This is a genomic window from Marinomonas lutimaris (genome assembly GCF_019426345.1).
Taxonomy (GTDB): Bacteria; Pseudomonadota; Gammaproteobacteria; order Pseudomonadales; family Marinomonadaceae; genus Marinomonas; species Marinomonas lutimaris.
Window position 1 is genome coordinate 90,181 of record NZ_JAHLLW010000015.1, and the last position, 14,698, is coordinate 104,878.

General features: G+C 44.4%; 16 protein-coding genes. 5 read left to right on the forward strand and 11 right to left on the reverse strand.

Annotated elements, in window-relative coordinates; translation table 11 throughout:
• Positions 1 to 233: 233 nt before the first annotated feature.
• Complete coding sequence (gene uraH, locus KPL72_RS15885; RefSeq protein ID WP_072840491.1) at positions 234 to 605, reverse strand: hydroxyisourate hydrolase; 372 nt, start codon at positions 603 to 605, stop codon at positions 234 to 236.
• Positions 606 to 798: 193 nt separating this feature from the next.
• On the opposite strand from uraH, the gene uraD reads away from it, so the two are divergent.
• Positions 799 to 1,320: a 2-oxo-4-hydroxy-4-carboxy-5-ureidoimidazoline decarboxylase gene (gene uraD, locus KPL72_RS15890; RefSeq protein WP_219703647.1), complete on the forward strand. Its 522-nt coding sequence runs from the start codon at positions 799 to 801 to the stop codon at positions 1,318 to 1,320.
• Here the strand turns inward: uraD and KPL72_RS15895 are convergent.
• A complete protein-coding gene (locus KPL72_RS15895; RefSeq protein ID WP_249422299.1) occupies positions 1,317 to 1,922 on the reverse strand; it encodes a LysE family translocator in 606 nt (201 codons plus the stop codon). The two genes, uraD and KPL72_RS15895, sit on opposite strands and share 4 nt — an antisense overlap.
• Positions 1,923 to 2,034: 112 nt before the next feature.
• Between KPL72_RS15895 and KPL72_RS15900 the strand changes: the two genes are divergently transcribed.
• The gene (locus tag KPL72_RS15900) at positions 2,035 to 3,528 is read left to right on the forward strand and encodes an aminotransferase-like domain-containing protein (protein WP_219703649.1); all 1,494 of its coding nucleotides are present in this window, start codon (positions 2,035 to 2,037) and stop codon (positions 3,526 to 3,528) included.
• Positions 3,529 to 3,597: 69 nt separating this feature from the next.
• Here the strand turns inward: KPL72_RS15900 and KPL72_RS15905 are convergent, their stop codons facing one another.
• The 9 genes from KPL72_RS15905 to KPL72_RS15945 all read right to left on the reverse strand — a co-directional run bounded on the left by KPL72_RS15905 (position 3,598) and on the right by KPL72_RS15945 (position 9,630).
• The gene (locus tag KPL72_RS15905; protein WP_212915635.1) at positions 3,598 to 4,584 is read right to left on the reverse strand and encodes an isopenicillin N synthase family dioxygenase; all 987 of its coding nucleotides are present in this window, start codon (positions 4,582 to 4,584) and stop codon (positions 3,598 to 3,600) included.
• Between the two features lie 103 nt (positions 4,585 to 4,687).
• Positions 4,688 to 5,164: a nucleoside deaminase gene (locus tag KPL72_RS15910; RefSeq protein WP_212915634.1), complete on the reverse strand. Its 477-nt coding sequence runs from the start codon at positions 5,162 to 5,164 to the stop codon at positions 4,688 to 4,690.
• 13 nt (positions 5,165 to 5,177) lie between these two features.
• Positions 5,178 to 5,969: an ABC transporter permease gene (locus tag KPL72_RS15915; protein WP_219703650.1), complete on the reverse strand. Its 792-nt coding sequence runs from the start codon at positions 5,967 to 5,969 to the stop codon at positions 5,178 to 5,180.
• Positions 5,947 to 6,753, reverse strand: a complete 807-nt coding sequence (locus KPL72_RS15920) for an ABC transporter ATP-binding protein (RefSeq protein ID WP_212915632.1) — start codon at positions 6,751 to 6,753, stop codon at positions 5,947 to 5,949. The genes KPL72_RS15915 and KPL72_RS15920 overlap by 23 nt, the downstream gene beginning before the upstream one ends.
• A 4-nt stretch (positions 6,754 to 6,757) precedes the next feature.
• On the reverse strand, positions 6,758 to 7,753 hold the full coding sequence (locus KPL72_RS15925) for an ABC transporter substrate-binding protein (protein ID WP_219703652.1): 996 nt from the start codon (positions 7,751 to 7,753) through the stop codon (positions 6,758 to 6,760).
• A gap of 284 nt (positions 7,754 to 8,037) precedes the next feature.
• On the reverse strand, positions 8,038 to 8,526 hold the full coding sequence (locus tag KPL72_RS15930) for a DUF2127 domain-containing protein (protein WP_212915630.1): 489 nt from the start codon (positions 8,524 to 8,526) through the stop codon (positions 8,038 to 8,040).
• 161 nt (positions 8,527 to 8,687) lie between these two features.
• Positions 8,688 to 8,975: a type II toxin-antitoxin system RelE family toxin gene (locus KPL72_RS15935; RefSeq protein WP_219703654.1), complete on the reverse strand. Its 288-nt coding sequence runs from the start codon at positions 8,973 to 8,975 to the stop codon at positions 8,688 to 8,690.
• Positions 8,965 to 9,216 (reverse strand): type II toxin-antitoxin system Phd/YefM family antitoxin, encoded by a 252-nt coding sequence (locus KPL72_RS15940; protein ID WP_219703656.1) that lies wholly within the window; start codon positions 9,214 to 9,216, stop codon positions 8,965 to 8,967. The genes KPL72_RS15935 and KPL72_RS15940 overlap by 11 nt, the downstream gene beginning before the upstream one ends.
• Before the next feature lie 111 nt (positions 9,217 to 9,327).
• Positions 9,328 to 9,630: a cupin domain-containing protein gene (locus KPL72_RS15945; protein ID WP_212915629.1), complete on the reverse strand. Its 303-nt coding sequence runs from the start codon at positions 9,628 to 9,630 to the stop codon at positions 9,328 to 9,330.
• 245 nt (positions 9,631 to 9,875) lie between these two features.
• Between KPL72_RS15945 and xdhA the strand changes: the two genes are divergently transcribed.
• From xdhA to xdhC, 3 genes are read left to right on the forward strand one after another with little or no spacing between them, the layout of a single operon-like run.
• Complete coding sequence (gene xdhA, locus KPL72_RS15950) at positions 9,876 to 11,375, forward strand: xanthine dehydrogenase small subunit (RefSeq protein ID WP_219703658.1); 1,500 nt, start codon at positions 9,876 to 9,878, stop codon at positions 11,373 to 11,375.
• On the forward strand, positions 11,368 to 13,713 hold the full coding sequence (gene xdhB / locus KPL72_RS15955) for a xanthine dehydrogenase molybdopterin binding subunit (protein ID WP_219703660.1): 2,346 nt from the start codon (positions 11,368 to 11,370) through the stop codon (positions 13,711 to 13,713). The genes xdhA and xdhB overlap by 8 nt, the downstream gene beginning before the upstream one ends.
• Positions 13,710 to 14,576 (forward strand): xanthine dehydrogenase accessory protein XdhC, encoded by an 867-nt coding sequence (gene xdhC, locus KPL72_RS15960; protein ID WP_219703662.1) that lies wholly within the window; start codon positions 13,710 to 13,712, stop codon positions 14,574 to 14,576. Before xdhB ends, xdhC begins: the two co-directional genes overlap by 4 nt.
• Positions 14,577 to 14,698: the final 122 nt, after the last annotated feature.

The window sequence follows — 14,698 nt, forward strand, 5'->3', positions numbered from 1 at the left end:
GTTAAAGGAGTAAATGGCAATAAATATGCCATGAAACAAATGAGCCTATATTTATTTATGTGAAACCTTTGTTTTAGGGTGGTGCGTAATCAGTTGTGATAGGTCAGAGAAGAAAAAAGCGTATTTTCTTCTCTGACCGATAGGACAGAAAGTGTTTTATCTTGGTGCGAATTTTGTGGTTTTTGCTTCATTCTGGCTCATTAAGCCTTGGGCTGAAGCCTAATTACATAAGACTAGCTGCCACGATAAGTGCTGTAAGAATAAGGCGAGACAAGCAGTGGAATGTGATAATGGGCGTTTTCATCATTGATGCCGAAGCGAATGATGACCGTGTTTAAGAAACTAGGAGCGGTAGGTTTGTTATTGTCTGAGTCTTCGAGAGAGTCAGCGAAGTACTCGTCAATGCCAAACTCTAGTTCGTACACGCCCACAGAGAAGCTATCAGCTTGCAGCAAGGGTTGATCACAGCGGCCATCGTTATTGGACACAGTGCTATGAATAAGCTGTCGTTGGCCGTCTGCAGAATGCTGGTAAAGATGTATTTTTACGCCAGCCGCAGCAACGCCTTTTGTTGTATCTAAAATGTGAGTGGTTAAGTATCCCATTGTTTTACCTCAATCTAATGTGAAAGCTTGCCTGATTTTTGCAGTAAGCGTCTTTATAAGTGAAATGGATCTGAAAATATTGTTTCATAGAGATCAATATTTGTGCCATGTGTTTCTGTATAGCGTATTTTGTTATTCATACAGATCTTTTTTATAAGAACTTTTTAGAGCCGTCAGAATTTGGAGTCCTATTATGCAAGACCCGTTAGCTGCGATTAGTCAAATGGAAGAAGTGGATTTTATCGCTTTATTTAGCAGTATTTATGAGCATTCCACTTGGGTTGCAGAAGAATTATGGCGACAAAAAGTCGAGCATCCAAGTGAGTATTTCGACAGTATCGACAAAATCAAAGACACCATGGCTGACATCGTAGAGCAAAGTACTGACGAACAAAAACTCATACTGCTTCGCGCTCATCCAGATTTAGCAGGCAAAGCGGCTTTAGCGGGTGAACTCACTCATGCGTCAACCTCAGAACAGTCAGGAGCAGGGCTGGATCAATGCTCTGAAGAAGAGCTAGCGCATTTTCTACAGCTGAACGATACCTATCGAGAGAAGTTTGGTTTTCCCTTCATTATGGCTGTGAAAGGCGCTACCAAGGATCAGATACTTGCAGGGTTTGAAGCCAGAACGCCCAATGACTGGCAAACAGAGTTTGACCGAGCCATGAGTGAAGTGCATAAGATTGCAGGGTTCAGATTGGCCGATCTTTAGATAAAGATCATAGGTAAGGTCGCAAGCAGTAATAATCCCATTGATACACTAAAGTAACGGTGGAATTTAGGTTCTTGAAGCCTCTTAGATACGAGCTTGCCTATGGTAATCCACATGAATGTGCCGGGTAACGTCGCGATATTAAACATCATGATGCATAGCAAAGCCGATGACCAATAAAGCTCTCCAGTCAATGTGAAGACAGAGCTTGCTGTCATTAAGCTGGCCCACGATTTAGGGTTAATTGCCTGAAATGATGCGGCTTGTAAAATGCCCATTGGTTGAAGGCTCTTTTTGTCTGAAGGCATTTTTGCACAAGCGATTTTTATAGACATATAAACAATGTAACTTGCTGCAATAAAGGTGAACACCTTATGAAGGTAAGGCCAATGCTTAAACATTTCACCCAAGCCAAATAAAATCATTATATGCAGTATTGTCATGCCAAAACGAATGCCAATCACGTGAGGCAAGGTTCTTTTAATGCCAAAATTGGCCCCTGAGTTAGCCAGCAGGATATTGTTGGGTCCAGGTGTGATGGTGCTTATTAGGCAAAAAAGCATCAGAGCGGGAGCGAGTTCCAATAGGGCGCTATTTATCATTTCCTTTCCTTCTTAGAAAAATTCAGCCAATAATTGTATCGATACAATTATTGGTGTAATGTACCAATATAGATTTACATATAATACAATTGTGGGCAATTTATTTATTGTTATGAATACAATTATAGAAATTAGTAAAGACGCATTCGATAAAGCTTGTTTGGCGCATCCAAAGTACAAAGCATTGGCTTTGCTTATCGAGCAGGCGATTCAGTCTGGTGAATTACCAAATCGACAAAAGTTGCCAGCGCAAAGACTTTTGGCGGATAAGCTAGAAATTACCCATGGCACGGTAACAAGAGCCTATGACTTGCTTGAAAAGAAAGGCTTGGTAAATGCAAAGCTGGGAGCAGGCACTTATGTAAACCTTCCAAGCTCCTTTGTGACTAGTGATGTATCAGCCATTAAAGAATACGATTTCGCCTCCAGTATGCAGCCTATGTTGGGTCAGCAAATGTTGGTGAAAAATGCGCTAAACGAATTGGCTCAAGATCTTATTTCAATAGAAGAGGTGATGACTTATTCGCCAAATGGCTTGCGAAAACATCGGCAAATATTCAGCGATTGGCTTGCTTCTAAAAAGATTCAAATTGATAAAGATGACATTGCTTTTACCCAAGGAGCCCAGCAAGGGATTTATACTTGNATATTCAGCGATTGGCTTGCTTCTAAAAAGATTCAAATTGATAAAGATGACATTGCTTTTACCCAAGGAGCCCAGCAAGGGATTTATACTTGCCTGCAGATTCTCGCCAAAGAAAATGACTACATTTTACATGAAGAGCTAGCGTACCCAGGTGTATTTCGAGCGGCTGAAGCCCGCGGCGTCAATCCGCTAAGTGTGCCATTAACGGCGGAAGGTTTAGATTTGGTGGTATTAGAAGAGTACTGCCAGAAGTTTCGCCCAAAAGCACTTTACATCACGCCTAACATTCAAAATCCGACTAATATTCAGTACTCAGAAAAGCAGCTAAGTGAAATAGTAAAGTTAAGTGAGAAATATCAATTTTATATTATTGAAGATGATGTGAATTATTGTCTACCAGAGAACTGGAAAGTGCCGTTGCAACAGCAAGCCCCAGATCGAATATTTTATCTTTCAAGTCTCTCTAAATATGTGGCGGGTGGTTTAAGAATTGCCTTCTGTTTGGTTCCTAAACAGTGGCAACAAGCTTTTAATATGAGCATTCATAGTCAGTGTTGGATGGTATCGACATTAAACTTCGAATTGGCCATTCGTTTCCTAATAAGTGAAAATTTTCAACATAACCAGTCTCTTCTCGAAGGTGAGATGCGTTATCGGCAAGGCGCTTTTCATGCATTGGTTGAAAAGCATGGTTTCCGTTCTCGGACTGGCGGTTTGAATGCGTGGTTGGAATTACCTAGCCATATTAATGTAAATCAACTGAATAATTTTTTTGCATCAAAAAATATCAAAGTTAGAACGGCAGATTTATTTCGTTGTCCTACTGCGTCTTTGCCTTCAGTAAATTGCTTCAGAGTATCTTTAGGTGGCTTTAATTCAAGAGTGGATTTTGAAAACGCGCTTTCTGAGTTTGAAAATGCCTTAATACAATTCAACCGCCAAGAAGATATTGTTATTTGATATTTTGAATCAAGTCTTACATAAAAAAAACCATCATAGGATGACTATGATGGTTTTTTAATTTTCTACTTATTTATCGACGAAATTAGCCTGAATGCGCTGGGTCAAAAAGTCTGCAGCGCTGATAGGTTGATAACGTTTAGCCGGACCTTGGATGATCTGCGTTTTATTGGCTTGGCAAAAGAAGGCAATGGAATGACGGCTGCCACAGTATTCATCGATTCGTGGTTGGCGAACTCTGTGTAAGTTGGATTTCAACTGGTCATCGCTCCAGCGCATGAGCATATCGCCGATGTTGCAGGTGATTACGCCACCAAGTGGCGGAATGCTGGTCCAGCGCTGAGTTTCTGCTTCTGCGCCGGGGCAAACTTGTAAACCGCCGTGGCCTTCGTGTTGGAACAATAGCGTTAAACAATCGAAATCCGTATGAGCGCCAGCACGCCAAATATTACCTTGTTCGGTGACGCCTTCAGTTGCGTAGTAGTGCAACAAGCGCAAGGTGCTTTGGTAGTCTGGCTTACGTGGGTCATGGGCTTTGCTAAAGAAGTCTCGATCAAAGCCTAGTTTGTCCGCAAAGCAAGACAATACCTTCATGCCGACTTCCCAGCATTGTTTTTCAAAACGCAGCGTATTGGCTTGAAAGTTTGGTAACTCTTCTTCAGTCGGCCACAAATTATCCATGTGGTATTGGGTAATCTGATAAGACTCTTTTTGATCCTTAGTGCCAGTAGAAGGGCGAATTTGGCTACGACTTTCCCAGCCCGCATTGACGCTTTTGGGTCTTGGGTATTTGCTTTTAATGCTTTCTGGAAGGTTAAAGAAACGCTCGGACTCTTTGAAGGCGGCTTTTATTTCTTCAGGATCGATGCCGTGGTTGCTTAATTGGAAGAAACCGATTTCGGTTGCGGCAAGCCAAAGTTGCTCGGTGATTTCTTCTCGGCGATTTTCAAAATCGCTCATATCGATAATGCGAATTTCTCGGTCGTTGGTGTCTTCGCCTGCACCACCAAACGTGGTTTCACGTTGTAGTTCTTCCAATGAATATGAATCAGTCATTATGGTCTCCTCCTAGTGGAAAATGGAGCAATGACCTGATGCACTTCAAAAGAAATACATCTGACTGCTTCTACTCCGATTGTTTTCTATTGCTTAATTAGTATTACCAAACACCTTCATGCAATTTTGCTGCCTCTTCTTCAAGGCAAGGCCCAATCACTTCTACTTTTCGTTGCCCCGATTCAAATACGGTGCGACAAGGCAAAGCCAAAGTTGGGTTTTCTGGGTGATTGCCAGTGATCTGTTTCAAGCTGTCTTCGCTTAATCCATACACAAGGCGTCCTAAACCTGCCCAATAGGCAGAACCTGCACACATGGCGCAAGGCTCGGCGGAAACGTACATGGTGCATTTCGCCAGAAAGTCAGGGCGATAGGCTTTGCTTGCGCGCGTCATTAATTTGCGTTCGGCGTGTCCCGTCATATCGAAATCAGGCAAGTAGCCATTTACTTGGCTCATTAGCACATTGTCTTCATCGTCGACCAATATCGCCGCAAACGGGTGGATGCCTTGTTGTTTGGCTTCATCCGCTAGGGCAAAGCTTTGGCGTAAAAATTCGGTGTCTTTAGTGTTTAATGTCATATCTGTCTCTATTTTATTTCTTCTTAGGAAGGCTCCACGGAAACCACCAAGCCTGAATCCACTGGATCGATTTAAACAGCAACAAACTGATAACCGATAAGAAGATCAGCCCAGCAAACGCTTGTGGAATTTTAAAGAACGAGGTGGAGAACTGAATGAAATAGCCCAAGCCTTCTTCTGCCGCGACGAACTCCGCTACTACAGCGCCGATAATCGCCAAGGTGATAGAGACACGAAGGCCACTGAAAATGTGTGGAATCGCATAAGGAATTCGGATCTGCCAAGTTTCACGATAACGCGGAGCACGCAAAGATTGGCTGAGTTCGATCATTTCAGGCGGTGTTTCCAACATGCCCGTCGTGGTTGATACCACAAGAGGGAAGAAGGTGATTAAACAAGTAATCAGCACGCGAGAGGGATCGTCTGTGCCAAGCAAGACAATGATCAAAGGCGCAACCGCAACCACAGGTGTAGACTGAATCACGATCAAAGCTGGATACAACACGCGGTTCATCAGTTCAGAACGCATCATGCTAATCGACAAGGGAATCGCAATAACGATAGACAAGGCAAAACCCATTAAAGCCACACGTAGTGTCGCCCAAAGGTGGGTTAACCAGCGAGAAAATTCCACATCAAAAAAGGCGGTAAAAATCGCTGATGGCGACGGCAGAATGTAGTTTGGCACATTGCCAAAACGACAGATTAATTCCCATAACAGCACAAGGCCGATAAAGAACAAGCCAGGCGCGAAGCGATTTGCCTGCTGGCCGAGCCAGGATTTAGGCTGGTACGTTGGGTTCATAGATATAGCCTCTAATTAAATCGGTTAGCTCAGCAAAACGAGGGGAGTTGATGGTTTTCGACGAGCGCGGGCGAGGTAAATCCACCTCAATCAAATCCAGAACCGTGCCGGGGCGCTTGCTCATTACCAAAATGCGATCAGATAACAGCACAGCTTCACTAATGGAGTGGGTGATAAACAACACGGTTTTTGGATTCTTCTTCCAAATATCCAGTAGATCAAAACCGATTTGCTCACGAGTTAACGCATCCAAAGCCGAGAAAGGTTCATCCATCAAAAGAATGTCTGGGTTAAGCAACAGTGCGCGAATAATACCCACACGTTGTTGCATACCGCCTGACAGCTCGTCTGGCATCTTGTCAGCAAACTGGGTTAGCCCCGCCATTTCTAATAGCTCGTTTGCGCGCTTTTCATCGCTGGCGGAATAGCTGCCGTATTTGTGTTTGAGTGGAAACAACACATTTTTACGCACGGTTAACCAAGGTAATAAATTGGCCTTTTGAAACACTATGCCCACATCATCACGAGGTTCTGTTACGGGCAGATTGAATACCGATACTTCACCATGAGAAGGAATCAGTAGCCCTGCCACCATGCGTAACAGGGTGGATTTACCACACCCAGAAGGTCCTACTACCGCCACGAACTCGTGACGGTGGATGTCGAGATCAATACCTTGCACTACCATTGGTGTTTCTGGACGTGGATCGTATTTATGACCCACGCTTTTCATGCTAACGTAGGCCGCTTTAGCATTGTCATCTGTCGTGTTTTTGTCTTCCATTTGGCTACTCCGGTTTAAAGCTATTGTTCACGGCAGTTTTTGGATCAATCGCGTCCGCTGTTAGACCGTTGGCTTCGGCTACGTATTCCCAGGTTTTTTGAATACGTTCGTCGGTGAAATTACCGAAGCCATCTTTTGTGGTGACATCGTTGTACACCAAGTTATAAATGCTCTTTATTTGTGCGGAGACAATGTTGGCGTCTACTTCTGGCACCATTTTGTGTAGGTCTGCACCGGCTTGGTCTGGGTTGGCATAAGTAAATTCAATAGACTTCGCAAAGGCTTTTATGAAGCGTTTCGCCACATTTGGGCGTTCTTCTAAAAAGCGTTCAGAGGCTAAAACAGAGGAACTATAAAGTGACAAGCCAGAGTTTGACCAAGGCATTTCGATCAGTTCTTTGCCTGCGCCTTTTGCTTGTGCTTCATAAAGCGCTGTGTTGGTAACCCAAGCAATAATGGCGTCGGTACTACCAGTAATCATCATTGGTGCTAATGCACCTGGATCAGATTTCACTAATTTAATATCGCTTTCGCTCAAACCGTTTTGCTTCAATACCAAAGGCAAGAAAGCATTAGATGAAGTAAAAGGCGACGTCGCGACTTTTTTGCCTTTCAAATCTTTAATAGAGGTAATGCCGCTGCTTTTCAGCACAAAGAACGCGTGGGGCGCTTGGGTGAAGTAAGGAAAGACGGCGACCACTGGTACATCGGCTTGCGCTTTGGCTGCCATCAAAGCGCCAATATCAGAACTGCCAATATCCGATTGGCCTGTGGCCATCTTAGTCAACGCATCAGTAGAACCACGACCACTGGCGATCTTAACTTCCAAATCTTCGTCAGCAAAGAAACCTTGTTGAATCCCCACATAAACGGGCGCTTTATCACCGCCTGGTAGCCAATCTAATTGAAACGTCACCTGATCTGCCGCCATGGCAGAGGTGGTTGAGATGAGACTGGCTAAAAGTGTTAATCGGATTGCTGTTTTCTTTGCCGCTTTCATAAACATGCTCCATACAAATAATAGGGACTAAAGACCCGCTTGTTTCACATTTATATTGGTTAGCAACATTTGTTCCATATTCTGTGGGAATCTGAAATTTTCTGTAAGTGTATGAATTTAAATTGAAAAATAAAAATTTAAGGTTTGGATAGATACGTTTTTTCAGATATGGAGTGGAGAGGTGAGACAAAATGGTGCGTTAAAAAAGTGATATTGGGTGTAACAGTAGACGGGGAAGTAAATATGATTTGCTTGGAAATAGAGAGTAGATATCAAATCTAGTTCTATGAGGTTTCACTGGATGGCAGCAATGCTGTGTCTTTTTTTCGTTTGCTGTAAAGTACACTCGCCATGTAGCAAACCACTATGACATTTAGCAAAAATACGCAGACAGTCAAAATGTGTATATGAAAAATGATTTCATAGATCTCAAATGGTAAATAGATTGCTCCTGTTACTAAGGCAAACCATTCAGTCCAAACAAACGCTTTCCATAAACCATAGGCTTCAACGAACCGAATTAGTGAATAAACTAGTGCACCAATAGCAACCAAACTCATATTGCGGTCTGTAATTGAGCTTGCAGCATGGATGAAAATACTTGGAAAATGGCTCGCAGGATTTAGATGAGCGTGAGAGACGATGGATTCAGCTATTTTTTGTAAGTTCTCGCCAGCTAAGACATGGATTCCTAACCCTACGATAAGAGACATTAAGCCTTTTAGTGCCTCTATAAACGCGATGGCTTTCAGCCCATTTTTTGATGATGTCATCTCGATCTCTTAATAAGCCAAATAGTATGTGTTCAACAAGTTCAGGCTTAGTTATACCAGTATAAAGCCAATAGATTGTTGAAAAATAAATAATATTTACGGTAACTTGAAAAGTGTTGTCTAGCTTGCTTGTTTCGGCTTTTTTGGTGAGAGAATTAAAGTCAATCAATCCGAGAGGCGAGTTTTTTATACACCGCGTCTTTGTCTCGTTTGCCAATTGCCAGTACATAGATGACGATTTCATCATCAATGACTTCATAAGCTAGGCGGTAGCCTGAGGTTCTTAGTTTTATTTTATAGACAGAATCATAGCCGCGCAGCTTTGAGGCAGGGACATGTGGGTTTTCTAGTCGCTCCGCTAGCTTTTTTTTAAATTGTGTTTGAATTTGTGGTGCTAATTCGCGCCATTCTTTTAGAGCAGCAGGAAGAAATTTTAATTTATAAGTCATCTAAACTCACTTCGATGGCTTTGGATAAATCAGTACGGCGAGCCTCAACCAATTTTGCTAGTTCAATATCATCGGCCATCTCCATTAAAAGCTCATAGGCCTCAGCAGGGACGAGGTAAGCCGCTGGCTTATTGTGGTTTAAAATGGCGATAGCAGAGCCACCAGATTCGTTAAGTAAAGCCGTTGGGTTTTTCTTTAATTCAGAAATACTGGCTGTGTAATTGGCTAAGACTTGTCTCATAGGAACCTCAATTAAGTACTAAATTTAAGTCTTATTTTAGACCTAAATTTTTAACAGTGCTATATCTTTATCGCTCTGGTTTTATATTTGATGCTCACCTTGGAGAGCAGTCTAAGACGGTTCTATCATCATGAAGTGCGTGTCAGTTTGTGCGACAGGGCAGTGATCAACCCCTTTTGGCATGACATACATATCGCCTGCATCAAGGACTATGTCACTAGATGATTTGAGCTTTAAGGTCAGTTGGCCTTTGAATACCATGATTATTTTCTCTTCGTCTTCATGTTTGTGCCAGCCTAACTCTCCTGTCCCCTTTAGGATTCGTACCGATTGCCCATTGGACTCGGCAATGATTTTTGGTGCCCATTCTTCGTTTAGAGATACAAATTCTTCATTAATGTTAATCTTGTCCATATTGGTAACCTTATGTCCTTTATCAAACTGCATTAATGATAATAAAACTCATTTGTCTTTGTGGCTAGAGAAAACAGTGCTCTTTACATATTCAATTCATTTTTGAGTGGGATGGTGGATGTTTTTGATTACAAAATTAATTGTTCAAGTGGAAAAATTCGTTTTAAACTAAAAGTTTGTACGATTGGTCAGATTTTTGCATTTAAGCTATCATTGCTTACATCATTTTAAATAAGGAGAGCGCTTTGCAATTTATACTAAACGATGAGCTCATCGACGATAACACGCTCCCTAGCGACTTTACGGCTTTGCGTTACCTAAGAGAAAAGCGTGGATTAACCGGTACGAAGGAGGGATGTGCATCGGGAGATTGTGGTGCATGTACGCTGCTTGTTGGTGCGTTAGAGAACGGCGAATTGACCTATTCAACGCTCAATTCATGTATTACGCCCGTACAATCCTTGTCGGGCAAACATGTTGTCTCGGTTGAGTATTTGTCTAAAGTTAATGAATTGCATCCAGCTCAACAAGCCATGGTGGAATCTCATGGTTCTCAGTGTGGTTTTTGTACACCGGGTTTTGTGTTGTCGTTGGCAGGGTTATACGAAAACAAACAGAACGCTGATCTGCCCATTGATCGTGAAGCGGTTTGCGATGCCATCTCTGGTAATTTGTGTCGTTGCACTGGCTATCGTCCAATCATCGAAGCTGGTTTATCTATGATTAAGGTGCAAGAAGCTAAAGAGACACCTTTTATTGAGCTGATGAGTAAAAACGAAGGCATTAAAGGTCTGCTTGAAAACCTACAAGCCGAGACGAATGCCAAAAGCAATTATCTGCAACCAATCAATTTAGAGCAACTTGCTCAGGCATTAACCTCTAATCCAGGCGCCACCTTGATCGCTGGTGGTACGGATTTGATGCTAGAAAATACTCAGCGCTATCGTGATTTTGATACTCTCATCGACGTATCTAGCGTGGCGGAACTCAAACAGTTGCAGTTAAGTGAATCGACACTCCATATTGGCGCATCGGTGACTTACAGTGAGTTGGAGGATTTCAGTAAGTTGCTCTATCCGCAGATCCATGGCTTGCTGAGCCGAATTGCCTCTCGACAAATTCGTAATCGCGGCACGATCGGTGGCAATGTAGCGAACGCATCCCCAATTGCCGATTTACCGCCTTTGTTGCTGGCATTTGATGCCGATATTCAATTATTGAAACACGACGGCAGCACCAGAGTCGTGAACATCGCGGACTTTTACCAAGGTTACAAACAAACTCAACTAGCCGACGATGAAATGATCGCATCCTTTGATGTGCCGCTCGACAAACTGTCGCAATTTCATCGTTTTTATAAAGTATCGAAACGCATGGAAGACGATATTTCCAGTGTCATGTTAGCGGTTCGATTCGGTGTGGATAATGGCAAAGTAAGCGACGTGCGCTTTGCATTTGGTGGCATGGCCGCCACACCGATTCGCGGCTTAAAAGCAGAATCAGCGCTGACCGGCAAAGCCATTAACGACGAACAAGCCTTAAATCAAGCTATCGAAGCATTGCGTGGTGAATTAACGCCAATGAGCGACATGCGAGCCAGCGCGAAATATCGTTTAGATATGGCCAGCAACCTGATTCGTAAAGCATGGCTGGAACTAAACGGCACCGAGGTAGTGACTTTCTCTGGTCACGCTGTCAGCGATTCCATTTTATCGACCGGTTCGGAGGGCAGCACTCATGCGTAAACTTCCACAAGATTTCACTCTCGACACAAAAGCCTTTAAGAAAGGGCTTTTGCCCGTCCATGAATCGGCTATTAAGCACGTAACAGGTCAAGCTGTTTACATCGACGACATGCCAGAATGGCCAAATGAATTGCATGTGGCAACGGGATTATCGACCGAAGCCCATGCGGATATTGTGTCGATCAATTTGGACAAAGTGCGTGCTTATCCAGGTGTGGTGGATGTTATCGTGCAAGCGGATATTCCTGGGGAAGTGGATGTGTCACCTGTGTTAAGTGGCGATTTACTACTCGCTGGTGATTTTGTTCACTTCATCGGCCAATCAATTTTTGCGGTCGCTGCAACCAGTTTACGTGCGGCGAAACAAGCCGTTGCCTTGGCTGAGATAGAGTACAAACCGCGAGAAGCAACCTTGCATCCTCGTCAATCGTTAGAGCGCCAAGAGTTTGTCTTGCCAACTCACACCATCAGCTGTGGCGATGCCAAAGGCGCATTAGAAACCGCGCCGAACAAGCTTAAATCCGATTTGTACATCAAGGGCCAAGAGCACTTCTATTTGGAAGGGCAAATCAGTGTGGCAACGCCTAATGAAGATGGCGGCGTGCAAGTATTTGCTTCCTCCCAGCATCCTGCCGAAGTGCAAAAGCTGGTGGCGCGTGTGCTAGGTTTACCCGTGGCACAGGTTCTTGTTGAAGTACGACGTATGGGCGGTGGTTTTGGCGGCAAAGAATCCCAAGCAGCGGTGCTGGGCTGTATGGCGGCTGTGCTTGCAGTACGAAATCGTTGTCCGGTGAAATATCGCATGCCTCGTCAAGACGACATGGTACAAACGGGCAAGCGTCATGACTTCTGGAACAGCTACCAAGTAGGCTTTTCTGACGCGGGAGAAATCCTCGCGGCAGAATACGATATGGTCGGAAAATGTGGTTGTACCGCCGATTTGTCGGACGGCGTTGTCGATCGCGCCATGTTCCATGCGGACAATGCTTACTTTCTACCGAATGCTCGTATCAGTGGTTATCGCGGTAAAACCCACACAGTTTCCAATACCGCATTTCGTGGTTTTGGTGGGCCAAAAGGTGTGATTTTAGCGGAAAACGTCATTGAGGAAATCGCTTGCGCAGTCGGTAAAGATGCCTTAGATATTCGTAAGCTAAATTGTTATCAAGCCGGTAAAGACACCACGCCATATGGGCAAAAAGTCGATGACGATGTGTTGCTTACATTGATTGAAGAGCTCGAAACCAGCTCAGATTATCGAGCTCGTCGTGAGGCGATTAACGCCTTCAACAAGCAGAATCCTTTCCTGAAAAAAGGTCTAGCGCTTACGCCAGTAAAATTTGGTATTTCCTTTACCTCGAAACACTTAAACCAAGGTGGTGCCTTGCTGCATATCTACACCGACGGCAGTGTGCACGTGAGCCATGGCGGAACGGAAATGGGGCAGGGGCTTTACACCAAGGTGGCGCAAATTGTTGCCAAAGCCTTTGGCATTGATTACCAACGCGTCAACGTAGGTTCTACTCGTACTGACAAAGTGCCAAACGCGTCACCAACCGCCGCATCAGCGGGAACGGATTTGAACGGCATGGCTGCGTTGGATGCGGCCATGACGATCAAAAGCCGCTTGCAAGAATTCGCCATGGAACACTTTGCTATTGCTGCCGATGAATTTGCTATTGAAGACGATCAAGTCATCCTAGGCAGCGAGACAATGAGCTTCCCTGAATTCATCAAATTGGCATACATGAACCGCGTGTCTTTATCGTCTACCGGGTTTTATAAAACCCCGAAGATTGGCTACGACCGCAAAGCCGCCAAAGGCCGACCTTTCCTATACTTTGCCAATGGCGCGGCCGTGTCTGAAGTGATCGTCGATACCTTCACAGGGGAATACAAAGTTACCCAGGTTGATATCTTGCACGATGTAGGGGATTCGATAAACGCAGATTTGGACATAGGTCAGATCGAAGGCGCGTTTGTGCAAGGTATGGGCTGGCTCACCTCAGAAGAATTAAGCTGGGATGACAAAGGCCGCATCACCACCAACAGTCCTGCGAATTATAAAATTCCAACCTCGGCGGACATTCCAGAGAAATTCAATGTTAAATTGTTCGATCGTCCTAACAGTGAAGAATCTGTCTATCGTTCTAAAGCTGTGGGCGAACCGCCACTCATGCTGGGGATTTCCGTTTGGTGCGCATTAAAAGACGCTTGCGCTGCGGTGGCAGACCATAAAATCTCGCCTCCATTGGCCGTGCCAGCTACGCCAGAAGCGGTGTATTACGCCATGCAAGCGGCGCAAAATCATAAAACAGGTGGGGAAGTCAGCCTATGATGTCTTCTATGAGCTGGGTTCAGGCGTTACAGGAAGTAGAGAAAGCAGGGCAAGCTTGGGTGATAGCCACTGTGATTGGCACCCAAGGTTCTGCGCCTCGGGAATCATCCAGCAAGATGATCATTACCGAAGAACACAGCTTCGACACCATCGGCGGCGGACAGCTGGAATACGCTGTTTGCCAAAAAGCCCGAGCCATGCTGCAAGATGCGTCTTCGCCTTCTCATGTGTTGGAGAACTTTCCCCTTGCTGCCAAAACCAACCAATGTTGTGGCGGCACGGTTAGCGTGTTGCTAGAGTACTTCCCAGAACCCGCCACAAAGATCACTATCTTTGGAATGGGACACGTCGCGACCACCTTGGTCAATGTATTGGGCAACATGCAGGCGAAAATCTCATGGATCGACAGCCGCGAAAACCTTGCGCAAGATCACAACATCCAAGGCCTACCGAGCAACGTCACACCCTTTTTGTATGAATCCATGTTGGAACACATAGATCATATGAGTCATAACGAAATCGCCTTAGTCATGACCCACGACCACGCATTGGATTATCAGCTAGTGGAAGCCTTGTTAGATCGAAAAGACTGCCGATTCATCGGCTTAATTGGCTCGAAAACCAAAGCCCTGCGCTTCAAAAAACGCCTCGTCAGCGCCTCCTTCAGCCAAGCGGAAATCGACTCCGTGCATTGCCCAGTGGGTTTAAACGAAATCGCAGGCAAAAAGCCCTTCGAAATCGCCATCTCCATCGCAGGGCAAATTATCCAAATCACCCAAACCAAAACCGAAGCGAAAAAGGGTAGTGGACTTACTTGGAAAGAAATCAACAACGTCTTGAGTAGCTCAGTCACAGAGACTTGAAGAAATGACATTCCTCCTGCGAAACTAGCGCCTACCTCGTAGGAATGTCATTTTTCAATTCTAGCTTGCTTTGCTCTGCATCAACGTAATTATTCCCTCCCCTTATGTCTTCCAAGGGGAGG